Origin of the sequence: Fictibacillus nanhaiensis (assembly GCF_023715445.1) — a bacterium.
Taxonomy (GTDB): Bacteria; Bacillota; Bacilli; order Bacillales; family Fictibacillaceae; genus Fictibacillus; species Fictibacillus nanhaiensis_D.
The window spans coordinates 201,860-225,371 of the sequence record NZ_JAMBOD010000002.1; the positions used below are offsets into that span (position 1 = coordinate 201,860).

At 42.4% G+C, this 23,512-nt stretch carries 24 protein-coding genes; 9 read left to right on the plus strand and 15 right to left on the minus strand.

Features of this window, described 5'->3' with window-relative positions; genetic code table 11:
* The first annotated feature begins 180 nt into the window (after positions 1-180).
* Positions 181-2,403, plus strand: a complete 2,223-nt coding sequence (locus M3196_RS09010; RefSeq protein WP_251321941.1) for a PAS domain S-box protein — start codon at positions 181-183, stop codon at positions 2,401-2,403.
* A 17-nt stretch (positions 2,404-2,420) separates the two neighbouring features.
* Here the strand turns inward: M3196_RS09010 and M3196_RS09015 are convergent, their stop codons facing one another.
* From M3196_RS09015 to spoIIR, 3 genes are all read right to left on the minus strand, one after another.
* Positions 2,421-3,476, minus strand: coding sequence for an L-threonylcarbamoyladenylate synthase (locus tag M3196_RS09015; RefSeq protein ID WP_251321942.1), 1,056 nt, complete (start codon positions 3,474-3,476; stop codon positions 2,421-2,423).
* Positions 3,477-3,599: 123 nt separating this feature from the next.
* Positions 3,600-4,040: a hypothetical protein gene (locus M3196_RS09020; protein ID WP_251321943.1), complete on the minus strand. Its 441-nt coding sequence runs from the start codon at positions 4,038-4,040 to the stop codon at positions 3,600-3,602.
* Positions 4,041-4,540: 500 nt separating this feature from the next.
* Complete coding sequence (gene spoIIR / locus M3196_RS09025; RefSeq protein WP_251321944.1) at positions 4,541-5,197, minus strand: stage II sporulation protein R; 657 nt, start codon at positions 5,195-5,197, stop codon at positions 4,541-4,543.
* A 451-nt stretch (positions 5,198-5,648) separates the two neighbouring features.
* Here spoIIR and M3196_RS09030 point away from each other — a divergent pair, with 451 nt between their 5' ends.
* The 6 genes from M3196_RS09030 to rbsB are packed head-to-tail and all read left to right on the plus strand — an operon-like array spanning position 5,649 to position 11,285.
* On the plus strand, positions 5,649-6,638 hold the full coding sequence (locus tag M3196_RS09030; RefSeq protein ID WP_251321945.1) for a LacI family DNA-binding transcriptional regulator: 990 nt from the start codon (positions 5,649-5,651) through the stop codon (positions 6,636-6,638).
* A complete protein-coding gene (rbsK, locus tag M3196_RS09035) occupies positions 6,631-7,509 on the plus strand; it encodes a ribokinase (RefSeq protein ID WP_251321946.1) in 879 nt (292 codons plus the stop codon). The genes M3196_RS09030 and rbsK overlap by 8 nt, the downstream gene beginning before the upstream one ends.
* A complete protein-coding gene (gene rbsD, locus M3196_RS09040; RefSeq protein ID WP_251321947.1) occupies positions 7,506-7,901 on the plus strand; it encodes a D-ribose pyranase in 396 nt (131 codons plus the stop codon). Before rbsK ends, rbsD begins: the two co-directional genes overlap by 4 nt.
* Before the next feature lie 15 nt (positions 7,902-7,916).
* Positions 7,917-9,398 carry a sugar ABC transporter ATP-binding protein gene (locus M3196_RS09045; protein WP_251321948.1) on the plus strand — a complete coding sequence of 494 codons (1,482 nt, stop codon included), beginning with the start codon at positions 7,917-7,919 and terminating at the stop codon, positions 9,396-9,398.
* A gap of 1 nt (position 9,399) precedes the next feature.
* Complete coding sequence (gene rbsC, locus M3196_RS09050; RefSeq protein ID WP_251321949.1) at positions 9,400-10,356, plus strand: ribose ABC transporter permease RbsC; 957 nt, start codon at positions 9,400-9,402, stop codon at positions 10,354-10,356.
* A gap of 11 nt (positions 10,357-10,367) precedes the next feature.
* On the plus strand, positions 10,368-11,285 hold the full coding sequence (rbsB, locus tag M3196_RS09055; RefSeq protein WP_251321950.1) for a ribose ABC transporter substrate-binding protein RbsB: 918 nt from the start codon (positions 10,368-10,370) through the stop codon (positions 11,283-11,285).
* 155 nt (positions 11,286-11,440) lie between these two features.
* Here rbsB and prmC read toward each other — a convergent pair whose 3' ends face one another.
* From prmC to M3196_RS09070, 3 genes are all read right to left on the minus strand, one after another.
* Positions 11,441-12,307, minus strand: a complete 867-nt coding sequence (gene prmC / locus M3196_RS09060; RefSeq protein WP_251321951.1) for a peptide chain release factor N(5)-glutamine methyltransferase — start codon at positions 12,305-12,307, stop codon at positions 11,441-11,443.
* Between the two features lies 1 nt (position 12,308).
* A complete protein-coding gene (gene prfA, locus M3196_RS09065) occupies positions 12,309-13,382 on the minus strand; it encodes a peptide chain release factor 1 (RefSeq protein WP_251321952.1) in 1,074 nt (357 codons plus the stop codon).
* A gap of 106 nt (positions 13,383-13,488) precedes the next feature.
* On the minus strand, positions 13,489-13,782 hold the full coding sequence (locus M3196_RS09070) for a winged helix-turn-helix transcriptional regulator (RefSeq protein ID WP_251322158.1): 294 nt from the start codon (positions 13,780-13,782) through the stop codon (positions 13,489-13,491).
* Positions 13,783-13,945: 163 nt separating this feature from the next.
* Between M3196_RS09070 and M3196_RS09075 the strand changes: the two genes are divergently transcribed.
* A complete protein-coding gene (locus M3196_RS09075; protein ID WP_251321953.1) occupies positions 13,946-14,233 on the plus strand; it encodes a hypothetical protein in 288 nt (95 codons plus the stop codon).
* 61 nt (positions 14,234-14,294) lie between these two features.
* Here M3196_RS09075 and M3196_RS09080 read toward each other — a convergent pair whose 3' ends face one another.
* The 3 genes from M3196_RS09080 to M3196_RS09090 all read right to left on the minus strand — a co-directional run bounded on the left by M3196_RS09080 (position 14,295) and on the right by M3196_RS09090 (position 16,680).
* The gene (locus tag M3196_RS09080; protein WP_251321954.1) at positions 14,295-15,437 is read right to left on the minus strand and encodes a S8 family peptidase; all 1,143 of its coding nucleotides are present in this window, start codon (positions 15,435-15,437) and stop codon (positions 14,295-14,297) included.
* Between the two features lie 232 nt (positions 15,438-15,669).
* On the minus strand, positions 15,670-16,311 hold the full coding sequence (locus M3196_RS09085; RefSeq protein ID WP_251321955.1) for an MOSC domain-containing protein: 642 nt from the start codon (positions 16,309-16,311) through the stop codon (positions 15,670-15,672).
* 42 nt (positions 16,312-16,353) lie between these two features.
* The gene (locus M3196_RS09090; RefSeq protein WP_251321956.1) at positions 16,354-16,680 is read right to left on the minus strand and encodes a hypothetical protein; all 327 of its coding nucleotides are present in this window, start codon (positions 16,678-16,680) and stop codon (positions 16,354-16,356) included.
* Between the two features lie 248 nt (positions 16,681-16,928).
* Between M3196_RS09090 and M3196_RS09095 the strand changes: the two genes are divergently transcribed.
* Positions 16,929-18,260, plus strand: a complete 1,332-nt coding sequence (locus M3196_RS09095; RefSeq protein ID WP_251321957.1) for an FAD-dependent oxidoreductase — start codon at positions 16,929-16,931, stop codon at positions 18,258-18,260.
* Between the two features lie 41 nt (positions 18,261-18,301).
* On the opposite strand, the gene M3196_RS09100 is transcribed toward M3196_RS09095, so the two are convergent.
* From M3196_RS09100 to glpX, 6 genes are all read right to left on the minus strand, one after another.
* The gene (locus M3196_RS09100) at positions 18,302-18,433 is read right to left on the minus strand and encodes a 3-methyladenine DNA glycosylase (protein ID WP_251321958.1); all 132 of its coding nucleotides are present in this window, start codon (positions 18,431-18,433) and stop codon (positions 18,302-18,304) included.
* Between the two features lie 78 nt (positions 18,434-18,511).
* Positions 18,512-18,979, minus strand: a complete 468-nt coding sequence (locus M3196_RS09105) for a hypothetical protein (protein ID WP_251321959.1) — start codon at positions 18,977-18,979, stop codon at positions 18,512-18,514.
* Between the two features lie 311 nt (positions 18,980-19,290).
* On the minus strand, positions 19,291-19,917 hold the full coding sequence (locus M3196_RS09110) for a thymidine kinase (RefSeq protein ID WP_251321960.1): 627 nt from the start codon (positions 19,915-19,917) through the stop codon (positions 19,291-19,293).
* A gap of 224 nt (positions 19,918-20,141) precedes the next feature.
* On the minus strand, positions 20,142-20,387 hold the full coding sequence (locus M3196_RS09115) for a type B 50S ribosomal protein L31 (RefSeq protein WP_188400680.1): 246 nt from the start codon (positions 20,385-20,387) through the stop codon (positions 20,142-20,144).
* Positions 20,388-20,491: 104 nt separating this feature from the next.
* Positions 20,492-21,778, minus strand: coding sequence for a transcription termination factor Rho (gene rho, locus M3196_RS09120; protein WP_251321961.1), 1,287 nt, complete (start codon positions 21,776-21,778; stop codon positions 20,492-20,494).
* Positions 21,779-22,411: 633 nt separating this feature from the next.
* Positions 22,412-23,380 carry a class II fructose-bisphosphatase gene (glpX, locus tag M3196_RS09125; RefSeq protein ID WP_251321962.1) on the minus strand — a complete coding sequence of 323 codons (969 nt, stop codon included), beginning with the start codon at positions 23,378-23,380 and terminating at the stop codon, positions 22,412-22,414.
* Positions 23,381-23,512: the final 132 nt, after the last annotated feature.

The following is a 23,512-nucleotide window of genomic DNA, read 5'->3' on the forward strand; positions in this document are numbered from 1 at the left end:
CACTCCTTTATCCATCATACTTTCAACCTATGCATGTCTACTTTTAAAAAGACTATAAAAATATACAAGCTCTCAAACGTGCAAAAATTGAACTCTTTACCGCGTCAGAGGAAGGGAAAACACAATTTATATCGTATATAAAAGAGATATAAACCTGTACGTAAAAAGGGAGGAACAAGCATGGTCCATAACGCACCGGCCATTCCGGCAGCAGGAGAAAACATGTGGCGGTTTTCTCCGTTTAAAACCGGTATTTCTCGCCAGAAAAGCATGACCTTTCGATTTATGAAGCAGAATGATGAGATCATTATGACAGAGAGCGAAGGAGAGCTTTTTGACTTGTTCGGTCTCAAACAGGAAAATGTACTGAAAAAAAGAATAGAGGACATCTTTCCAGCAGAAATGGCCGTTTTTAAAAAAGAAGTTTACGAGAGAGCGCTGAACGGTGAAAGTTTGACGTATGAGGCTATTCTTAACGGCATTCCTTTTTTAGCCGCAATCGGGCCGATTTATAAGGAAGGAGCTGTTGTAGAGGTTTACGGATTCTGTGTGGACCTGAGTGAAAGAGTTCGGGTCGAAACACAGCTTGCTGAAAGTGAACATCGCTTCCGATCGTTGATGGACCATAACATCGATGCCTTGTTCTCGCTTGATCTGGACGGGAAATTTACGACCGTCAATAAAGCCTGTACAGAATTAACGGGCTACAGCGAAACAGAACTTCTTAAGATGACGTTTGATCCTCTTATGATGCCTGAACGAAAATCAATCGCGATCGAACAATTTAATGATGCATTAAAAGGCAACTCCAAAATGCATGAAACACGCATTCGCCAAAAGAACGGAGAGATTCGCCAGATCACCTTTACCCTTACTCCTATCATCGTATTGAACAAAATACACGGTGTATTTGGAATCGCAAAAGATGTTACCGCTAAAAGAGAGGCAGAAAAAGAACTAAGGGAAACGAAAGACCTGCTTGAATCTGTGATCTATCATTCAAGTGATGCCATCTCAGTCGTCCACTTAACAAATTATTCGGTAAAAGTAAACCCTGCTTTCGAGATGATCTACGGATGGTCGCAAAATGAACTGAACAATGGCCTCACCTCACACATGCTGCCGATCGTTCCTGAAGACAAAGCCGCAGAATCTGAAAGGCTGATGACAATAGTTAAGCATGGAGGATATGTAAAAGGCGTCGAAACGATCAGGCTGACGAAAAGCGGCAAACGCCTTAATGTCAGTCTTTCACTAAGTCCGATTTATGGAGAAAACGGTGATGTAGTCGCGCTATCCGCGATTTCACGTGATATTACAGAAAAAAAACTTAAAGAAAAAGCATTGAAAGAAAGTGAAGAAAAATACAGGATTATTGCTGAAAATACAACAGATTTAATAGGAGTCGTAGACCTTGAAGGAAACGTGAAATACTTCTCCCCTTCAAACAGGCTGCTTCTCGGCTTTGATCCTTCTCTTTATGATGGGAAAAAAATTCAAGGCTTCTTCCATACAGATGACCGTCCAAAAGTGAAGATGGCGATCAACGAAATGATTCAAACCCAAAAGCCTGTAAAGTTTGAAGTGAGATGCAAACATGCACATGGTCACTGGGTAACCCTTGAAGCGAATGCAACACCGATCATCAATGATTCTGGTCAGCCTGAATCCTGTGTAGTCGTTGCACGTGATCTGACGGAACGGAAGAAAACCGAAGAAATGCTCCGGAAATCCGATAAGCTCTCCGTACTAGGACAGCTTGCTGCGGGTGTGGCACACGAGATTCGCAATCCACTTACGTCCATCCGCGGGTTTTTGCAGCTGCTCCAATCAAAAGCATCTGAAAACAAAGATTACTACGAGATCATGCTTTCAGAAATTGACCGGATCAACAGTATTGTTGGAGAGTTCATGCTGCTTGCTAAGCCGCAAGCGATGAATTTTACAAAGACTGACTTAAGAGATCTGCTCAGACATGTAATCTCCATTCTTGATACACAAGCCATTTTAACGAATGTGCAGATCTACTTTGAAAGTGATTCTGATCTGCCTGAAATCTGGTGTGTGGATAATCAGATCAAGCAAGTGTTTGTGAACATGCTGAAAAATGCAATTGAAGCTATGCCTACCGGCGGTTCAGTACATATTCACCTGCGCAAGCAAGAGAATTATGTGATTGCTTCCTTTACTGATCATGGCTGCGGGATTCCTGAAGAACGCCTCGCTACGCTTGGTGAACCTTTTTATACCACAAAAGAAAAAGGAACAGGCCTCGGGCTGATGATCTGTTATAAAATTGTGGAAAACCACCACGGCAAGATCCTAATCAATAGCAAAATAGACGAAGGCAGCACCTTTTCTATTATACTGCCTATCCATAAAAACAAGCCTGTGTCTCTATAAGACACAGGCTTTCTTTATTATTCTTTTATGATATTGCCGCCGGCAGACTTTTCGAGTCTGTTCATAATAGCGACGCCCACTCCTGTTTTCGGGAACACTTCGCCAAAAATTTGATCCACACCTGCTTCATTAAACGAACGCAATGCTTCATACAGATGCCGAGCAACGGTTTCAGGCTCTTCTCTTCTCCCAGCAGGTATAATGGTATCCGCTTTATAAAAATTCGCTCGTTCTTCCGTTGTAAGAATGCCGATCCTTTTTCCTGCAACTCTTTCGTTATCCACAAGCTTCTGCAGAAATTCAGGGCTTCCATCCACTAATACGAACGGAGCATCTGGTGCATAGTGCGTATATTTCATACCAGGTGACCGCGGCGCTAAATGTTCGTTCTGGATCCCTGGATCTATTGAAACACTTCCAGTACCCACGATTCGTTGTAGGTCCTCGAGTGTAACACCGCCTGGCCGTAAGATTGTCACTAGATCATCGGTGCACTCCACTACAGTCGATTCCACGCCTACTCCTGTTGCACCTCCGTCTACAATACCGGGTATCTTCCCTTTTAAATCTTCGTAAACGTGGTCAGCTGTTGTTGGACTTGGTTTACCTGAAAGGTTTGCACTAGGCGCAGCAAGCGGAACTCCTGACGCTTCAATCACGGCAAGAGCTACCTTGTGATCCGGCATTCTTACCGCAACTGTGGATAAACCAGCCGTCACTTTTTCACTTACCTCTTCACCCCTAGGCAGGACAATTGTTAGTGGTCCTGGCCAAAAGGCGTTCATCAGCTTTTCCGCATTTTCCGGAATGGAAGAAACAAGACCTTCTAATTGCTCTCGGTCTGAGATGTGGACAATTAGCGGATTGTCACTCGGTCTTCCTTTCGCTTCAAAAATGCGGGCTATCGCCTGGTCGCTTTGCGCGTTACCTGCCAGTCCATAAACCGTTTCGGTCGGCAATGCCACCACTTCATTTTGTTTTATCCACAAGGAAGCCTGAATAATATGTGGATGTTCAATTAAATTCTCTTCAAAGTTATCCACAGTCCAGCGTTCCGTTTGGAATGATTTCATCGTTTAAATCCCTTTCTATCACTCAGGTCAACCCCATTATTCGAAGTCGATACGCAAAACTTTTATATCCACAGAGTTATGCACAATTTGTCGGTAATTGTGGACAAGTTGTTAACACACTCTTTAGGAATCTAGCGCATAAGCTAAAAGTTCTGCTCCTGATGCTGCATTATTTTTAACATGATCGGCACTCTCAATATGCGGAGGCACTTTATCTTTCGGAACGACCTTAAAAGACAGCGCTTCAAACATATGCACGGCTTTTGTCAGTAAATAAAGTGTTTCGACTCCTTTATCTTTTGAGTATACCAAAATTTTATCGATGAGTTTAAGGAGAAGGGTTTCGGATGAATATTTCTGCTTCAGTACAAATGAACGCAGCAAACCGTCTTTTCCAATGCGTTCGAGGCCTACTGTTCCGATGGTCTCCCCCTCATCGTTCACAACGACCAGATAGTTTTCAATGCTGTCTTTGATTCCTTCTGATTGAAGCCCAGCTTTTCCCACGAGCTGCAGCAAATCTTTTGCTTCATGCTGCATCGCCTGTCTTAAAATAATCGTCATATTCAACTCTCCCTGTTTTTTATAATTAGATTCTTTTTTAAATTATTTTTTTTGAATCTTTTCCTTATCAAATTGATTGGAGTGCTAGGTGCGAAACTACGGCTACAATCAGTGGGACAGACGACAAGTGGAAGTGTCGTTTTTACCCCTTTTCTCCTTTGTAATTAGATTTTACGGTACGTGTTCTTATATTTATTACACGTTCGCTCAGATTCATTGAGTTTCGCTCAAAAACGGCGAGTTACGCTCAAGATTTTCTAGCTACGCTCAAACTGCCATTAGTTTCGCTCAAAATCTTACTTTCACGCTCAAATTTACTAAATACGAGGACAGACTTCGAGAGGCTCACCGCCCGCGCGAGGAAAACGGGCATCCTCCAGCGGAAATCAACCACTTCCAAAAGCAACATACTTGCTAGTAAAAAAAGAAGGCAGACCTTTTGAGGCATACCTTCTTCATTTTCTATAATCTATGAAAATAGGGAGGAACTTATGCACATTTTAAGAGAATAACGAGCCTACAGCACTTACAAGGCTATCAAACAATTCTACAACAAAGAATTTAGTCTGGATTTCTTCCGTTTCATCAGCTTCTTCCACAGAAGCTGCTTCAGCTTTACCTTCTTTGTCTTCTTTGTTTTCTTTTACAGCATCACCATTTTCAAAGTCGAGAAAACATAATGGGGGAAAAAGTACACACCACCAATTCTTCCCTTCCCCTTCTCCTAGTGTAATCAGCACTGCTTCGTATTGACCGGCCGGATAAATATAGTCTCCATACATTTTAGTAGGAAAAGCAACTTTGTTCAGCTCAACGGAAAATGTCTTTTCGATGCCCGCTTCGTTCAGTTTATTTTGTACGATCTTTTCGATCGCTGGCAGCTGTTTGCGGATAATATCACGCGCTTCGCTTAATGTTGATAACTCATCCACCCATGTTGTGATTTGAGCGTTTACTTCATCTCGAATTTCACGCTTCAGCTTTTGATCCGCTTCTGTGTTGCTGTTAGCCAAAATGCGAAGTCTGATGGATTCTTCAGGTATCTTAACAGAGGCATTCATTGTAGCGTTTGCCACTTTTGTTTGCGTTTCAAAGAATAAGAACATCACTGCTAAAGAAATTAAAATAAGTATAAATAAATGATTGCGTTTTTTCATCGTTTTTTCCTCCCCTTCGTCTCTAACCACAGTTTGGTCAGCATGAGAAAAAAACATACTAGCAATCTACTAAAATCTTTTCTGTCTGATTCGACAAAGCTTTCGTAAAAACTATAGCTTTGTGAATACATCATTGAAAAGTTGATTGGAACGGAAGGGTATGAGACTCCTACGGGATCAGCGTGCCAGCTACCTGAGCATACTTCTCGCAAGGCATGCGACGAGGAAGCACGCTACGGCAAAGATTCTCTTGTAGACGCAGGAACAGTATTTCATATAGGGGCTCACCGCTCGCCCCGCGGAAAGCGAGCACCCTGGAACTAAGTCAACTACTTCCTGTAGTATCTAATAGAAGCTTCAACGAAAGAAATAATTACCAGCTTGCTTTACGTCAAAAACCATGTTAATTTAAATGTGTAAACGGTTACATACAAGAAGGGAGGCGACGCTGTTGGCTACAATTCGAGACGTAGCAAAGGAAGCAGGAGTATCAGTTGCTACGGTTTCCCGTGTTCTGAATGAAACAGGATATGTTCACGCAGATACACGAAAACGCGTAACGGAAGCGATGAAAAATTTAAATTACAGTCCAAATGAAGTGGCCCGCTCCCTTTATAAGAAAAAATCAAAATTGATCGGTCTATTGCTGCCGGATATTACAAACCCCTTCTTCCCACAGCTTGCAAGAGGCGTGGAAGATGAATTGCAGAAAGACGGCTATCGGATTCTTTTCGGAAACAGTGATGAAAACGCAGAAAAAGAGCTGGATTACTTAAACACCTTTATTCAGAACAATGTTGTCGGTATCATTTCTGCGACCAATAATAAAAGCAAAACGAATTATGATGGCTTGTCCATTCCCGTCGTCTTTTTAGACCGGACATCGAGCGACTATCCATCCGTTTATGCGGACGGTAAAGAAGGCGGAAGGATCGCAGCAGAAGAAATTGTAAAGCGTGGAAGCAAACGCATCACCCTTTTAAAGGGACCTGCTCACATACAGCCGGCGCAAGATCGATTTCAAGGAGCACTAGAAGAGTTAAGCCGCTCGGATATTGATTTTCATGTCATGTCTACTACATCATTTGCATTTGAAGATGCAGTGAAATGGGCAAAAGAGCTTTTTTCCATGTATCCAGACACAGACGGAGTGCTCGCAAGCAACGACATCGTCGCAACTGCTATCCTGCATGAAGCTCTAAGGCTAGGAAAAGCGATTCCCAAAGACATTCAAATCATCGGGTTTGATGACATTCCGCAAAGCAGCTTGCTGTTCCCTTCCCTCTCAACCATACGCCAGCCGGCCTATGAGATGGGAAAAGAAGCGGCTCAGCTTTTAATTAAACTTATCAATAAACAATCCGTGCATCAGCAGCACATCCAAATGCCCGTTACTTTTATAGAAAGACATACAACAAGAAAGGTTGATACGAATGGTTAAGATTGCAGTAATCGGAAGTTCTTCGATGGATCTAGTCGTTACTTCTGACAAACGCCCTGGTGCGGGGGAAACGGTTTTAGGTACTTCATTTAAAACCGTACCAGGAGGAAAAGGTGCGAATCAAGCGGTAGCAGCCGCACGATTAGGTGCAGACGTATACATGATCGGCTGTGTCGGGGACGATCATTACGGGTTGGCTATTTTGGAGAACTTTAAACAAAATGGTGTAGATGTAACAAATGTGGAACCGGTTACAGATACAGAAAGCGGAACGGCTCACATCATTTTAGCTGAAGGCGACAACAGCATCATAGTTGTAAAAGGCGCAAACGACCATGTGACGCCTGATTATGTTGGTAAATCGTTAGCAATTATTGAGCAAGCAGACATGGTTCTCATCCAGCAAGAGATCCCTGAGGAAACGGTCGAATACGTTAGTGAACGCTGCAAAGAGTATGGGGTGCCTCTTTTATTGAATCCTGCCCCATCTAGGCCTATATCGAAAAAAGTGATCGAAAATGCCGCTTATATTACACCAAATGAGCATGAAGCGTCTGTACTGTTTGATGGCTTATCAACAATGGCAGCATTAAAACAATATCCAAACAAAGTATTTATTACGGAAGGGAAACAAGGCGTACGCTATTTTGATGGTGAAAAAGAAGTGCTTGTTCCCTCTTATGAAGTGAAGATAGTCGATACAACGGGAGCTGGAGATACATTTAATGCAGCATTGGCCGTAGCGTTAGCCGAAGGAAAAAGCATCACTGACAGCCTTCGATTTGCAAATCGGGCCGCTTCCCTTTCTGTCACAAAATTCGGTGCACAAGGCGGTATGCCATTCAGAAAAGAAGTGGAGGAAACGTTATGAAACGACATGGGATCCTAAACAGTCATATCTCAAAAGTCCTAACTGATCTTGGTCATACAGATTCAATCGTCATTGCTGATGCCGGGCTGCCGATTCCAGCTCATGTTCCCCGAATTGATTTAGCACTGACACTCGGTGTACCAAGCTTTAAAGACGTAGTAAAAGCCGTTTCCGATGACATGGTTGTTGAACACGTGATTTTGGCGAATGAGATTCAGGAAAAGAACGAAAAAACGCTTCAATATATGAATCAGACTTTTTCAGAAAGAGACATTGAATTTGTGTCACATGAACAATTTAAAGAACTGACAAAACACGCGAAAGCCGTAATTCGAACGGGCGAAGCAACTCCGTATGCCAACTGCATTTTAAAAGCAGGTGTAATCTTCTAGAAAGGAGTGATTGTGATGCACATCCAAATGAACGATATTTACAAAGCATTTGGGACGAACCAAGTATTATCCGGGGTGGATTTTGAACTCAAATATGGCGAAGTTCACGCCTTAATGGGTGAAAACGGTGCTGGTAAATCTACCATAATGAACATTTTAACGGGTCTTCATAATCGAGATTCAGGAACGATTCAGATAGATGGACAGGAAAAATATTTTGATAATCCTAAAGATGCAGAGAAACATGGGGTTGCGTTTATTCATCAAGAACTGAACGTTTGGCCGGAAATGACGGTGCTTGAAAACTTATTTATCGGCAAGGAGCTGCGCTCGAGATTCGGTCTTTTAAAAACAAAAGAAATGAAAGCGCTGGCAAAAAAGCAGTTCGAAAAGCTCGCTGTAAACATTCCTTTAGACAGAAATGCAGGGCTTTGTTCAGTAGGTCAGCAACAAATGATCGAAATCGCGAAAGCCCTTATGACAAACGCAAAAGTCATCATCATGGATGAACCGACCGCTGCCCTTACTGAACGTGAAATCGAAAAGCTGTTTGAAGTCATAAACGCTCTTCGTAAAAAAGGAGTTTCAATTGTTTACATCTCGCACCGGATGGAAGAGATCTTCGCCATCTGCAACCGTATTACCGTGATGCGTGACGGAAAAACAGTTGATACAAAAGTCATTTCAGAAACAAACTTTGATGATGTGGTTCGTAAAATGGTTGGCCGTGAACTGACGGATCGTTTTCCTGAAAGAAATCCGAGTGTCGGCAAAACGATGCTGGAAGTCAAAAACGCTACAAGAAACGGCGTGTTTGAGAATGTAAGTTTTTCAGTGAAATCTGGTGAGGTTGTCGGGGTGTCAGGTCTTATGGGAGCCGGCCGCACCGAAATCATGCGGGCACTGTTCGGACTCGATAAGCTGGATAGCGGTGAAATCTGGCTGGATGGCAAGAAAGCAGCAATCAAAAATCCTTATGAAGCTGTAAAATATGGCATTGGTTTTATTACGGAAGACCGGAAAACTGAGGGGCTTGTGCTCGATTTCTCTATTCGGGATAACATGGCACTTCCGAACTTAACGAGCTTTTCGAAAAAAGGATTCATTGATGATAAAACAGAGAATGAATTTGTTGACTTGTTGATTAAGCGGTTACAAATTAAAACGCAATCTGGCGAAACGAATGCGAAAGACCTTTCGGGCGGCAATCAGCAGAAAGTCGTTATCGCGAAATGGATTGGCATCGGACCAAAGGTTTTAATCTTAGATGAACCAACAAGAGGTGTTGACGTTGGTGCTAAGCGTGAAATCTATCAGTTGATGAACGAGCTTACCGATCGCGGTGTAGCGATTATCATGGTATCTTCTGAACTTCCTGAGGTGATCGGGATGAGTGACCGGATCCTCGTTGTTCATGAAGGTAAGATCAGCGGTGAGCTGGCAAAGAGCGAAGCAACGCAAGAAAAAATTATGACGTTTGCAACGGGAGGACAGTAATATGAAAACATCACCTGCAAAAGTTAATCATGTAGATAATATCACGCAGAAGCTGGGACCATTTTTAGGCTTAATCATCCTTGTCGTCATTGTATCGGTCCTGAATCCAAGTTTCTTAGAACCTCTGAATCTATTAAACCTGCTGCGGCAAGTGGCGATTAACGCACTTATTGCATTCGGTATGACATTCGTTATTTTAACGGGAGGCATTGATCTGTCGGTTGGATCGATACTTGCCCTCTCCAGTGCTTTAATGGCCGGAATGATCGTATCAGGCATGGATCCTATGCTTGCCATTTTAGTTGGCTGTTTGCTCGGCGCTGTTATGGGAGCGATCAACGGTCTTTTAATTACTAAAGGCAAGATGGCGCCATTTATCGCGACACTTGCAACAATGACCATTTTCCGCGGTCTGACACTCGTTTATACAGACGGAAATCCTATCACAGGTCTTGGCGAAAATTATTTATTCCAGCTTTTCGGACGCGGGTATTTCTTAGGCATTCCTGTACCAGCCGTTACGATGATGCTTACATTTGCAGCGTTCTGGGTGATTTTGCACAAAACTCCATTTGGACGCAAGACATACGCGATCGGCGGAAATGAGAAAGCAGCCATCATCTCTGGAATTAAGGTAACAAAAGTAAAAATAATGATCTACTCTCTCGCTGGACTTCTTGCAGCGCTGGCAGGAGCGATTTTAACATCTCGTTTGAACTCAGCACAGCCAACAGCAGGAACTTCGTATGAACTTGATGCAATCGCTGCGGTTGTATTAGGCGGGACAAGTCTATCAGGCGGAAGAGGTCTTATCATCGGTACGCTGATCGGTGCTTTGATCATCGGAACATTGAACAATGGTCTGAATCTACTAGGTGTCTCTTCCTTCTTCCAGATGGTTGTAAAAGGTGTCGTTATCTTGATCGCCGTATTAATTGATCGTAAAAAAGCAGCATAGGAGGGTTTCAGTTGAAAAAAGTTTTAATTGTAATTCTAACGTTGTCGGTGTTTCTTTTAGGAGCTTGTTCAATGGAACCTCCTTCATGGGCAAAACCTTCGAAAAAGGGTGAAGGAGAAAAGATAAAGATCGGTTTATCTGTTTCTACCTTAAACAATCCGTTCTTCGTTTCATTGAAAAACGGTGTTGTGAAAGAAGCAAAAAAGCAAGGTGCTGAAGTTGTAGTGGTCGACGCACAGAACGATTCTGCTAAGCAAGTAAATGACGTAGAGGATCTATTGCAGCAAGGTGTTGATGCCTTACTGATCAACCCAACCGATTCAGCAGCTATTTCTACAGCTGTTCAATCCGCCAACAGCATCGGAGTTCCTGTAGTAACGTTGGACCGTTCTACAGAAAAAGGCGATGTTGCATCGTTCGTCGCATCTGATAACGTAAAAGGCGGCCAAATGGCAGCCGATTATATTGTAGAACAAATTGGTGAAGGCGCAAAAGTCGCTGAGCTCGAAGGTGTGCCAGGAGCATCTGCTACACGTGAACGCGGAAAAGGATTCCATAACATTGCAGATAAAAAGTTAGATGTGACTGCTAAACAAACCGCTAACTTTGACCGTACAAAAGGGTTAAACGTTATGGAAAACCTGCTGCAAGGTAATCCAGACATCAAAGCCGTATTCGCTCATAACGATGAGATGGCATTAGGAGCACTCGAAGCAATCAACAGCTCCGGCCGTGATGTGATCGTCGTTGGCTTTGACGGAAACGAAGACGCCGTAAAAGCCGTAGAATCAGGAAAACTAGCTGCTACAGTAGCTCAGCAACCAGAACTCATCGGAAAACTGGCTGTCGAAGCAGCATCCGACGTATTGGCAGGCAAAAAAGTAGAAAAGAAAATATCCGCACCGCTTAAATTGATGGTGAAGGAATAAAAAAAGAGGCTGACTCTATAGCTTAATGCTTAAGAGTCAGCCCTTTTTTGTTGGAAAACCGCTCAGAAAAACAGTTATGATCCTTCAAACAAATTTATGAGCCCACACACAAAAACGAAAAGGGGACAGACCCGGGTCTGTCCCCTTTTCCCAAATTATTTTCCAACTACAGCAAATACCATACGATCCTTGCCGCTAATGTCGTGCTTTACATATACTTGTGCATTCGGAAAAGTTACCTTCAGCATGCTGGCTACAGTCGCACCTTGTCCTGCTCCCACTTCAAAGCCAACAAGAGCTCTTTCCTGCAAAACAAGCGGCAGTTCTTCCATAAACCTTCTGTAAAAGTCATATCCATCTTCCCCGCCGCTTAAAGCCCGCATCGGTTCTCTATCTTTTACGATCGTATCCAAAACAGCGATCTCATGATCAGGGATATAAGGAGGATTGGATACAACAACATCTAGCTTGATACCCTTTTTAATAAATGGCTGCAGCAGGTCTCCATGAAGAAACTCAACATCCGCGCCAAGCTTTCTCGCATTTCCACGTGCTACTTCGATCGATTCTTTTGCAATGTCCACTGTATATACGCGTAAATCCGTATTCTCGAGTGCCATCGTTACTGAAATGGCTCCACTTCCTGTCCCAACATCTGCAACCGTAACTTTTTTGCCTTCCGGAAAATGCTCCTCGATCAGATGCAGCATATGCTCGACTAATTCTTCTGTTTCGGGACGCGGAATCAGAACTTCTTCATTCACAGAAAACGTTCTGCCATAAAAATCTTCCTTGCCCGTAATGTATTGAACCGGCTCACCTTCAACATGCCGCCTAACTTCAGCTTTAAGCTCTTCATACTTCTCTTCACTCAATGGATCATGAAGACGCATCAGCATCTCCGTACGGCTTACACAGCCTAGTACATGTCTCATCAGGATCTCGGCAGCAAATGCTTCACGATCATGATCTGCTAAAAAAGAAGAAGCCCAGGCGAGGGCTTCATGAACTTTCGTACGCATATTAAGAGTCCACCTGTGCTCTCATCTTACTAGTTTGATCTTCTGTAATGAGTGCTTCTACAAACTCATCCATCTTACCAAGTAGGATCTGGTCAAGCTTTTGAATCGTCAGGCCGATACGGTGGTCGGTAACACGGTTTTGCGGGAAGTTGTACGTACGGATACGCTCAGAACGGTCACCTGATCCAACCGCACTCTTACGTGTCTCATCGTATTCTTTTTGCTTTTCTTGCTGAATCTTATCATAAACACGTGCACGAAGAACCTTCATCGCTTTTTCTTTGTTCTTAATCTGTGATTTTTCATCCTGACACGATACAACCGTGCCTGTTGGAATATGTGTTAAACGTACCGCAGATTGAGTCGTGTTTACAGACTGCCCCCCGGGACCAGAAGATGTAAACGTATCAACACGTACGTCTTTTTCATGAATTTCAACTTCAACCTCTTCCGCTTCAGGAAGAACCGCTACAGTAGCTGTGGATGTATGAATACGTCCGCCAGATTCAGTTGCAGGTACACGCTGAACGCGGTGTGCCCCATTCTCATACTTAAGCTTCGAATAAGCACCAGCGCCGTTGATCATAAAGATAATTTCCTTATAGCCGCCAAGCTCTGTGTATGAAGCTTCAATAACTTCGGACTTCCAACCTTGCATTTCCGCGTAACGGCTGTACATGCGGTAAAGATCACCTGCAAACAATGCTGCCTCGTCTCCACCTGCAGCACCGCGTACTTCAACGATTACGTTCTTGTCGTCGTTCGGATCTTTCGGAAGCAATAAAATTTTCAGCTTAGCCGTGAGCTCTTCAATCTGATCAGAAAGACCTGAGATCTCTTCTTTTACCATAGCTGTCATTTCGGCATCAAGCTTATCTTCAAGCATCAATTTCGCCTCGTCCAGCTGCTCTTTTGCCTCTTTATATTCACGGTAAACCGCTACTGTTTCTTGAAGAGAAGATTGCTCTTTAGAATACTCACGCAGTTTGTTTGTATCGTTAATAACTTCCGGATCACTTAATAATTCATTTAATTTATCATATCGTTGTTCGATCGTCTCTAAACGTTCTAACATGGTTATTCACCTCTGTTTTATATGCATAACATTATAATTATAGTCGTTATCAGTTAAACTCTCAATCTTTTTCAGTAAACTCTAGCTTCTTCATTGTAACTATATTTCACCCATTTAATTCCACTTTTTCTACATGACTTTTTCCCCATTCGCTCATATGGGTTAATGTGGCTTCTAAATCTTTACCGTATTCCGTTAAAGAATACTCTACTTTTGGAGGTACTTGGGGATATACTTGGCGATTGATCAGTCCATCAGCTTCTAATTCTCTTAGTTGCAGCGTCAGTGTTTTTTGTGACACTTTTGGAAGCAGTTTTTTTATTTCACCAAATCTTAAAACGTCGTTTTGCTGCAAATGGCATAGAATGACACCTTTCCATTTTCCGCACACCACATCCATCGTCACTTCAATTGGATGAGAATATTCTTTTCTCAATCGAAAACACCCCTTAGTATCATTTCGTTACCTTAGTTACAATATTGTACCTTCTTGCATTTGAGAACTAACTATTATTATAATAACTACCGTGGAAAATGACTATAAAAATATTGGGGACCTGCCGATGTCAAAAACGATACGAATCGTAAAGAACGGAGAAAAAAGGAAAGTACATCCAGAAGACTTGCCTTGGGTCATCCTTCAGCTTGAAAAAGGAAAGGACAAAGGACTGATTGAAGTTATTCAACATTCTTCAGCGATACGTGCTTTCAGAAAAAAAGATTATATTTTTGGATCAACCATCTTTAGCTGGAATCATAAAAATGAAGATCAGCTTTATTTTGATTACTACCAATTTAAAGTGTTTTGTGAGGATTTGGATGTAAAGGTTAGATATTCAGAAGGAAGGTAGAAGAATAACCAATGAAAAAAGAGGCTCCGAAAAGGAACCTCTTTTTTGTTTACTCTAAAAGTTATCTTGTTGCAGCATACACATCGATTACGCCATTTCCGTAATAGAATGCATCGCCAAGCGGAATAGCTGTATCGTTCAACTTTTGGCGGACTTGGACGTTCGTAAGTCCTGGATTTCCTGCCATAATAAGCGCTGCTGCTCCTGCTACGTGCGGAGAAGCCATTGATGTTCCATTGTAGCTGTCATAGCTGTTGCCTGGAACAGTACTTAGAACGTTTACCCCTGGTGCCATAACCTCCAGTTCCTCACCTACACTTGAGAAAGATGCACGGGTATTGCTAGAATCAACCGCTCCAACTGCCATTACAGAAGCATATTTTGCGGGATAGCCGATCGTATTGCGCTTTCCTTTTGTTCCTGAGTTCCCTGCTGCTGCCACTACCAGCACGCCAGAGTTGTATGCATTATCACAAGCTTGCTGAAGCGCTGTTGAACCAGAGCTTCCACCTAAGCTCATGTTGATGACATCCATATTGTTTGCTACAGCCCACTCAATTCCTTGAATAATGCCGCTGTATGTTCCGCTTCCAGAACTGTCTAATACTTTGACTGCGTAAATACTTGCAGTATGAGCGACACCAATAACACCGGTTGTATTATTTAACGCTGCAACTGTTCCTGCAACGTGGGTGCCGTGGCCGTTCCCGTCAGATAACGCATTTGGCTCAGCTGATACGAAGCTCGCTCCGCCACTCACGTTTAAATCTCCATGACTTGCGTCAATTCCCGTATCTAAAACAGCAACTTTAACGCCTGACCCTGTGTTTCCAGTTGCATGAACTTGATCTGCTTTAATATGTGTAATGCCCCATGGCGTTGTCTGAGCAGTTGCATACGCCATCTGGTCTTCTTCAACATAAGACACATTCGGGTTCTTCTTAAGTGCTTCTGCTGCCGGTTCTGGCATCGAAACAAGCATCGTATCCATAAATTTGTACTGATGCTTAACCTGTCCACCCATTTTTTTAATATCATTCACTTGAGCTGTTTGAATATCTGATTTAAAACCAACGAGGAAGTTTTTCGCTCCTTTGTCTACCGAAGCAGCTGATGCAGAGAAATGCAGGTTTCCTACCAACAGGGATAGGACAAACAACAAACTGAGCATAGCACTAAACGTGCGTAATACAGTTTTTTTCATTTCTTTTCCCCCAATCATGATTTTATAACAATCAAACCATGTGCTCTTGGTGGTCAGGTCCCGGGCCCGTTATGTATAATTCTGAATTGTTTGACTATTACTGGATAATTGTAACACGATTGGGGATTTCAAATATTGGGAAAAAAGTGTTCTTTTATATGAAATAAACAACCTAAATAAAGAACAATTTTCCCAAGTCTCTTTTATAGGGAAAACTGTTATAATAAAAGTTTTAAATCTTTTTTAATAAAGACTGTCTCAAATCTTCCGCCAATTCCTTCACTTCCATTAAACGCTGAATTTTTTCAGGGTCTTTCTCAAAACCATACTTCATCTGATTAGCTTCCGTTACAGAGATGCCAGCCCTGTGTTTTTCGATTCTGACCATCTCATCACCAGCTGTAACAGGGCCTTCCTTCAATACACGCAGATAGTATCCTGTACGGCCTGTATCCACGACTCTTTTAATCATGTCAGGACAATTCAGAATGGATGCTAATGTGTTACATGGCTGTCTCGGTTGTGTAATCTGCACAACGGCCTCCCCCATCTGAAAAACGTCTCCAATACACACATCGTCTTCTAAAAATCCGAGTGGTGTAATATTTTCGCCGAACGAAGGAACAACAAGGGGCGTATCCAACTGCAATTCAGAATTCCATTTCTTGTAGTACTCAAAAGGGTAAACACACACGGCTTGATCGAATCCGCCGTGATGAACCGTATCTCCAACACCGTCTCCTTCAAAATGAGTTTTATGTAAGAAAACAGGTTTCTGCTGCGGGATTTTATTGTATCCTGTAAAAAAGGATTTACCTGATGCCTGTATTTGTTCGGGAAGCTTTATATTTAAAGAAACGACTTTTCCATTCATTCCTCTCACCTCACAGAAAGCATAGCATAGGACAAAAGGAAATTAATAAGAAAAAATATTTTTGCGAAGCTGCTCATAATCCAGGCGTTCCTGATTCATACGGATCGCCTTTGTAAGCTCTTCAATAATTACTCTTTCATCGGTAATCACATTGAATACGTAAGGAATTGTTGCAAAGTGTCCTAAAAAATGAGTACAACCTACATAACGTAGATTCTCAACATGTTTTTCGCTTTTATATTTTATAATAAAGTTCCCCATTCCTTCATAAACAGGGTCTAAAGGTTTTTGATCAAGTTTTTTCAGCAAAGTATGAATAGGCTGAACGGGAGCATTCCAGTCTGTTCCATTTGATTTAATTTCAAGCACACAACCACCTCTTCCTACTATCATAGTTCGTATTGTGATGCGGCTTCTTGTACTTGGCTGACACCTTTTGTCAGCTTTAGCTGCACATGTATTTTATTCCTAAACTTGTTTACAGTCGCTTACCAATCATTTAACAAGTTATACTTGATTTAAGTGCAATAAGGTCACGGCTTTTAGCACGTAAAGTTACTTTTTTCACAACAATGGGAATACTATATTGTTAGATACATGGCAAGGGAGCTGATCAGATGAAATATTGCATTATTGGAGGAGACGCAGCTGGTATGAGTGCGGCGATGCAAATCGTACGAAACACTGAAAACGCCGATATTACGGTCCTTGAAAAAGGCGGTATCTATTCGTACGGACAATGCGGACTCCCCTATGTCGTTGGCCGCCTCATTCCTTCTACTGAAAAATTAATCGCAAGAAGTATCGAGACGTTCCGCGAAAAATATGGAATGGATGCACGTACTTTTCATGAAGTAAAAGCAGTAAATACAGCTTCTAAAACCGTTTCTGGTGTGCATACGAAGACGGGAGAACCGTTTGAAGTGAGCTATGATAAGCTGCTTATTGCAACTGGTGTCAGACCAATCACGCCTAAAGAATGGACGGGTGTTCATTTAAAAGGAATCTATCCGCTAAAAACAATACCTGATGCAGAAGAAATGATGGCAGGTCTTAAGGATGTTCACCATGTAACGATCATCGGCGGCGGATACATAGGACTCGAGATGGCTGAAAACGTAATAAGACTCGGGAAAAAAGTGCGTATCATTCAACGCAGTAATCAGCTTGGAGGCATCTTCGATGAAGATCTGGCGCCGCTAATTCATGAGGAAGCTGAGAAACATGGAATCGAACTTTGTCTCGGAGAGGAAGTGCTGGGCTTTAAAGGGGATGATCATGTTCAGTTTGTAAAAACAGCGAAAAAAGATTATCCGACTGACCTTGTAATTGCAGCTGTCGGCGTAAAGCCAAATACAGATTTTCTAAAAGATACAGAGATTTCTTTAAATAAGCAAGCCGTTATCACCGTAAATGAGCGGATGGAAACAAATGTAGAGGGTGTTTATGCTGCTGGTGACTGTGCGACGCATTATCATCGTATAAAAAAACGGGATGATCATATTCCATTAGGAACGACGGCAAATAAGCAAGGAAGAATCGCCGGTCTTAATATGGCTGGCATTGAAAAACCGTTTAAAGGAATCGTCGGTTCGTCCATTATTCAATTTATGGACCTGACGTTAGGCAAAACCGGACTTTCCAACAAAGAAGCTGAAAAACTGGAAATTCCATACGATGAAATCAGAATCACATCAAAAAACCATGCCGGCTATTACCCAAATGCTAAAAAACTTGAAGTGAAAATAACGTATCATAAAGAAACAAAAAAGCTATTAGGCGGACAGATTATCGGTGCTGAAGGAGTCGATAAACGAATCGATGTGCTGGCAACCGCACTTTATCATGAAATGGATGTTGAAGAGCTGACAGATCTCGATTTGTCTTATGCTCCACCATACAACGGTTCGTGGGACCCGATTCAACAGGCTGCAAGAAGACTAAAATAGGGTTTAAAAAAACCGGTCTTTAACAGGACCGGTTTTAATATTTAATTATCTTTTGAACCTTGGTTACCTGTGTGATCTGGCTTATCGGGATCACGTTGGGGTTCAACATCCTTATTCGACCGTTCCTTCTCCTTTTGTTCTGGAGAGTCCTCAGACTTTCTTTTTTCAACCATTACAATCCCTCCTCTCATCAGATACGTACTTAATTTCCCTATCAGATGAGATGGAAACATGTAAATGTTAATGGAAAGTTATTGATCGATTTTAAGGGAGAAGTTATACCGTGGGACCGCACGTTCAACTGCATTCATAATCTTTCGGTACAAAGCAGAGCGTTCGCTTTTTGTCATGTTGTCCGGTACGTTCACATGGATGTGTGCGTAATTCCCGTTGATGGTAACCATTTGCGGGTTGATGCCCGAAACATCTTTTACCGTTTGACGGATCAGATCCTGATCATCAGATAAATCGAAGCGCGTTTGATTCATACTTCTGTAATCACTCGGATTCATGTTCGTGTCGTAACTGTAATTGATGCGCGGTTCATTTTTAGTCAGGTGGTAATTTATAATTCCATGTCCAAACATGTTATCACGCACGTCACGAGGATTCTCGTAAGCTGCGGGCTCCGTTTTAGCTCCTTTCTCCTTATACGATTGCATTGGAGAACAAGCCGTAACCAAGAACACTAAAAAGGGCATATAAATAGTCTTTTTCATTATAAACACCTCCCATACCATTAGGATTTCCTGACCGGGAAGTGTTTATGAACAAATAGAACCAGTTTTATCAGGTAAAACTGGACATTGTTAAGGGCTGAAGTTATGTAAAAAGTGTGAATCCAAAAGTTTAGTGCTTCAATCCAAAAATTTTGGGTCTGAATCCAGAAATATTAACCTTGAATCCAAAAATTTTCACCTTTTATCCACGAGTCGACAGTCCTAGATATGGTTAACAGTCCGTTATTTGCTTAATGACCACAAAAAAACCCGGAAGCACTAAATCAGCTCCCGGGCTATACAAACACAATTTATTTCGAACGTCCTTCAAAGCCCTCTACGCCTGAAAGGAGGTTTCGTTTCTTTCCTGGTACTTCGTGACAATGGCGGCAGCGCGGCTCATAAGATTCTGAAGCGCCCACTAAAATAACCGGATCATCGTATGAAGCTGGTTTACCGTTGATCAAGCGCTGTGTACGGCTTGCAGGAGAACCGCAAGACATGCAGATCGCTTGAAGCTTCGTTACATGCTCAGCCAGTGCCATCATTTTAGGAACAGGTCCGAATGGCTCGCCTTTAAAATCCTGATCAAGACCTGCTACAATGACGCGCAATCCTTGATCAGCAAGCTCCTGAGCTACTGGGATGATATCTTCATCGAAAAATTGCACTTCATCGATTGCAACCACTTCGGTTTCAGGTAATACATTCTTTAAGATTTCAACAGATCGTCCTACAGGCTCAGCCATAACAGCTGTTCCGTTATGGGAAACAACCGATTCCTCGCTGTAGCGGTTATCAATAAGCGGCTTAAACACCTGTACTTTTTGTTTCGCATATGTAGCCCGTCTTACACGCCGGATTAATTCTTCTGACTTGCCAGAGAACATGCTTCCGCAAATCAATTCGATCCAGCCATTTTGCTTCATAACATACATGGCCTGCTCCCCCTTTCGCAACAATCTTTTCATTAGTATGTACGTAATTCATTCTTCCAAATAACGTTCTTTCCAGGAGTGTCTAACTCCTTTGACAGTACAAAATAAAGTTTTCTAGGCGAATAAAAAACCCGGCCCATCAACGGACAGCTGCCGAGTTTAAATGATCTCTCTATAAAGAAAAAAAGGGCAAGAAAGACTCCTGCCCTTTTACTTGCAACAAATTACTTAAGGTTGTATTTCTTCTTAAAGCGGTCAACACGTCCACCAACATCAGTAAACTTCTGACGTCCAGTGTAAAACGGGTGAGTGTCAGAACTTACATCCACTTTGATTACTGGATATTCGTTACCGTCTTCCCATTTCATTGTCTCGTTTGAAGACAAAGTTGAACCTGAAAGGAAGCTAAATCCGCTTTGCGCGTCAACAAAGATAACCTTTTTATAATTCGGATGAATTCCTTGTTTCATTCTAATTCCACTCCTTCTGCCCTGATTCCTATGCGGAAACAGAGTTATAAACACATAAAAACAGTATAACAGGGACAAATCCCATTTGCAACCATACTTTTTCGTTAGTTTGTTACGGTTTTAACGCGCTTTGGTGCGCCTTTTTTTTCCGACTCAAAAAGCTCAAAAAATTCTTCATTGTTTTCCGTTTTGCGCATGCGTTTCATGAACTTATCTACGAAATCAAACGAGTCATCCATCGTCTTACGGATAGACCATAACGCCTCAAGATGATCTTTGGCGATAAGCATTTCTTCTTTTCTTGTTCCAGAACGGCGGATATCGATAGCCGGGAATATACGGCGCTCAGCAAGCTTACGGTCTAAGTGAAGCTCCATGTTTCCTGTTCCTTTGAATTCCTCGTAGATTACGTCATCCATACGGGAACCTGTATCAACAAGAGCCGTTGCTAAAATCGTCAAGCTGCCGCCTTCTTCAATGTTACGAGCCGCTCCAAAGAATCGCTTCGGACGGTGGAACGCAGCTGGATCGATACCCCCTGATAATGTACGTCCGCTTGGAGGAATGACCAAGTTGTACGCACGAGCAAGACGTGTAATGCTATCGAGTAAGATAACAACATCTTTTTTATGTTCAACCAGTCGCATTGCACGTTCTAAAACAAGCTCAGCCACTTTAATGTGGTTTTCTGGCACTTCATCAAACGTTGAGCTTACTACATCGCCTTTTACAGAACGTTCGATGTCTGTTACTTCTTCTGGACGCTCATCGATCAGCAGGACGATCAATTCTACCTGAGGGTTGTTTGTCGTTACACTGTGTGCAATCTCTTTCAGCAAGCTTGTCTTACCCGCTTTTGGAGGAGCGACGATCAAGCCACGCTGACCGAATCCAACAGGCGCCATCATATCGATGATACGGGTTGAAATGTTATTGCTTGAAGTTTCCATAACCATTTTCTTTTCAGGATATAGGGCCGTTAATGCAGGGAAATGCACTCGTTCCTTTGCAGTTTCAGGATCTTCTCCATTAACCGCGTTAACTTGCAGCAGTCCGTAGTAACGCTCGTTCTCTTTTGGAGGACGCACTTTACCTGATACTTTGTCTCCGTTTCTAAGGTCGAACCTGCGGATTTGCGACGCAGATATGTAGATATCCTGTGAGCTCGGAGAATAGTTGATCGGACGTAAAAAGCCGAATCCTTCGTTTGGAATAATCTCCAAAACACCTTCCATGAATGAATAACCATCAAGTTCTGCTTGTGCTTTTAAAATAGAAAACATCAATTCACGCTTTGTTAGTTTTCCGTAATATTGAATATTAAATTGTTTGGCAAGCTCATAAAGCTCTTTTAATTTCTTTGTTTCTAATGTTGCTAAATCTATCCCCATAGTGACACCACGCTTTTTTAAAATTTACTATCCAGTTTTACTTTTCGTATTTGGGATATATATATGTTGGTTTAGTTTTGGTTTTTGGAAGGAGATCCTTGAAAGTTAAGGGTTAAGTGGGTTGAAGAATTTTTATTAAAATAAATCATACTTCTTATTTTAACCACAAAAATGGCCTTTAATCAAGTTGCAGGAATTTTGATCGTTACTTTCCATAACGTGAATTTACAATACATTTATATATTTTGCAACTCTACTTTACGCTCAACTTTAAAATCTCTTTATTTTAACCGAAGGCTGTTTTCACTTTCGCGAGGGGTAAGGTGAGCTTTGGTCGAAGATATATGAAGTACTGCTCCTGTGTCTACAAGAAAAACCTGCCGAGCGAGCTTCCTCGTCGCATGCCTTGCAAGAAGAATACTCAGGTAGCTCAAACGCTGATCCCGCAGGACAAGGAAGGCTTCGGCAGCTTTATATCGCACGAAGAAAATATGTAGTTCATTTTCGAGGAGTCTCGCATCTTGCACTCCAATTAACTTGCCAATGAAGAGAAAAAATATGACCCAAAAGCAACAATCTTTTAGAGAAGAGCCTACAGAAAGACCGGACGCAATGTCCGGCCTTTTTACCCCATTATGGTTTGATTACAAGGTCTGGTTTTTTCTTAAGGCTGTGTCTGCCGTCAATGAAACGAACTGTACCTGACTTGGCTCGCATAACTACAGATTGCGTAGTCCCATTGGAACCATCAAAACGTACTCCTTTTAGAAGCTCTCCATCTGTTACACCTGTTGCTGCAAAGATTGCATCGTCTCCTTTTACAAGGTCGTCCATATACAAGACGCGGTTTACGTCTTCGATGCCCATACGTTTACAGCGTTCTAGTTCCTCGTCGTTTTGAGGAAGAAGCTTTCCTTGAAGCTCCCCGCCAAGACACTTAAGTGCAACGGCTGCGATTACTCCTTCAGGTGCACCACCTGATCCGAATAAAATATCAACACCCGTATCATCAAATGCTGTATTGATCGCTGCTGCTACATCCCCATCAGAGATCAGCTTGATTCGGGCACCCGCTTCACGGATATCCTGGATGATCTGCTGATGGCGGGGACGGTCTAGAATAACGGCTACCAGGTCTTCAATGTTTTTATTTTTTGCTGCTGCAACTGCTTTTAAGTTATCAATAACCGGTGCATTGATATCGATCTTCCCTACACTTTCAGGGCCGACTGCAATCTTGTCCATGTACATGTCAGGCGCATGCAAAAGATTTCCGTGATCCGCGATCGCCAGAACTGCAAGCGCGTTCCAAGTTCCTGATGCCACGATGTTTGTCCCTTCAAGCGGGTCGACCGCAACGTCTACACGAGGACCATAACCTGTTCCTAGTTTTTCACCGATATAAAGCATAGGAGCTTCGTCCATTTCACCTTCACCGATCACAACCGTTCCTTTCATAGGAACCGTGTCAAAAACGTTTCTCATGGCAGTTGTTGCTGCGTCATCTGCTTCATCTTTTTTTCCTCTTCCCATCCATCGCGCTGATGCAAGAGCAGCTGCTTCTGTTACACGAACTAGCTCCATTGATAAACTTCTTTCCATAATGGTTCCCCTCCCCATACTTAAAACGCTTACATATTATTTCTGAAAATTGCTCTGTTAAAGTTAGCTGTTGATTTTCCATAGGAAGAATGGAATCCACTCCATTTCTTCGGACGAACAGCCAAGCCTCCT

What these genes read in the sequence shown, in the direction of transcription:
- M3196_RS09045 (WP_251321948.1), top strand. Translation starts at nt 7,917, where the DNA reads ATGCACATCCAAATGAACGATATTTACAAAGCATTTGGGACGAACCAA.
- M3196_RS09080 (WP_251321954.1), bottom strand. Translation starts at nt 15,437, where the DNA reads ATGAAAAAAACTGTATTACGCACGTTTAGTGCTATGCTCAGTTTGTTG.
- M3196_RS09085 (WP_251321955.1), bottom strand. Translation starts at nt 16,311, where the DNA reads ATGAATGGAAAAGTCGTTTCTTTAAATATAAAGCTTCCCGAACAAATA.
- rbsC (WP_251321949.1), top strand. Translation starts at nt 9,400, where the DNA reads ATGAAAACATCACCTGCAAAAGTTAATCATGTAGATAATATCACGCAG.
- M3196_RS09100 (WP_251321958.1), bottom strand. Translation starts at nt 18,433, where the DNA reads ATGGTTGAAAAAAGAAAGTCTGAGGACTCTCCAGAACAAAAGGAGAAG.
- M3196_RS09075 (WP_251321953.1), top strand. Translation starts at nt 13,946, where the DNA reads ATGTCAAAAACGATACGAATCGTAAAGAACGGAGAAAAAAGGAAAGTA.
- rho (WP_251321961.1), bottom strand. Translation starts at nt 21,778, where the DNA reads ATGGGGATAGATTTAGCAACATTAGAAACAAAGAAATTAAAAGAGCTT.
- rbsK (WP_251321946.1), top strand. Translation starts at nt 6,631, where the DNA reads ATGGTTAAGATTGCAGTAATCGGAAGTTCTTCGATGGATCTAGTCGTT.
- M3196_RS09070 (WP_251322158.1), bottom strand. Translation starts at nt 13,782, where the DNA reads ATGGATGTGGTGTGCGGAAAATGGAAAGGTGTCATTCTATGCCATTTG.
- M3196_RS09110 (WP_251321960.1), bottom strand. Translation starts at nt 19,917, where the DNA reads ATGTATGTTATGAAGCAAAATGGCTGGATCGAATTGATTTGCGGAAGC.
- glpX (WP_251321962.1), bottom strand. Translation starts at nt 23,380, where the DNA reads ATGGAAAGAAGTTTATCAATGGAGCTAGTTCGTGTAACAGAAGCAGCT.
- prfA (WP_251321952.1), bottom strand. Translation starts at nt 13,382, where the DNA reads ATGTTAGAACGTTTAGAGACGATCGAACAACGATATGATAAATTAAAT.
- M3196_RS09015 (WP_251321942.1), bottom strand. Translation starts at nt 3,476, where the DNA reads ATGAAATCATTCCAAACGGAACGCTGGACTGTGGATAACTTTGAAGAG.
- prmC (WP_251321951.1), bottom strand. Translation starts at nt 12,307, where the DNA reads ATGCGTACGAAAGTTCATGAAGCCCTCGCCTGGGCTTCTTCTTTTTTA.
- spoIIR (WP_251321944.1), bottom strand. Translation starts at nt 5,197, where the DNA reads ATGAAAAAACGCAATCATTTATTTATACTTATTTTAATTTCTTTAGCA.
- rbsD (WP_251321947.1), top strand. Translation starts at nt 7,506, where the DNA reads ATGAAACGACATGGGATCCTAAACAGTCATATCTCAAAAGTCCTAACT.
- M3196_RS09095 (WP_251321957.1), top strand. Translation starts at nt 16,929, where the DNA reads ATGAAATATTGCATTATTGGAGGAGACGCAGCTGGTATGAGTGCGGCG.
- M3196_RS09115 (WP_188400680.1), bottom strand. Translation starts at nt 20,387, where the DNA reads ATGAAACAAGGAATTCATCCGAATTATAAAAAGGTTATCTTTGTTGAC.
- M3196_RS09105 (WP_251321959.1), bottom strand. Translation starts at nt 18,979, where the DNA reads ATGAAAAAGACTATTTATATGCCCTTTTTAGTGTTCTTGGTTACGGCT.
- M3196_RS09010 (WP_251321941.1), top strand. Translation starts at nt 181, where the DNA reads ATGGTCCATAACGCACCGGCCATTCCGGCAGCAGGAGAAAACATGTGG.
- M3196_RS09020 (WP_251321943.1), bottom strand. Translation starts at nt 4,040, where the DNA reads ATGACGATTATTTTAAGACAGGCGATGCAGCATGAAGCAAAAGATTTG.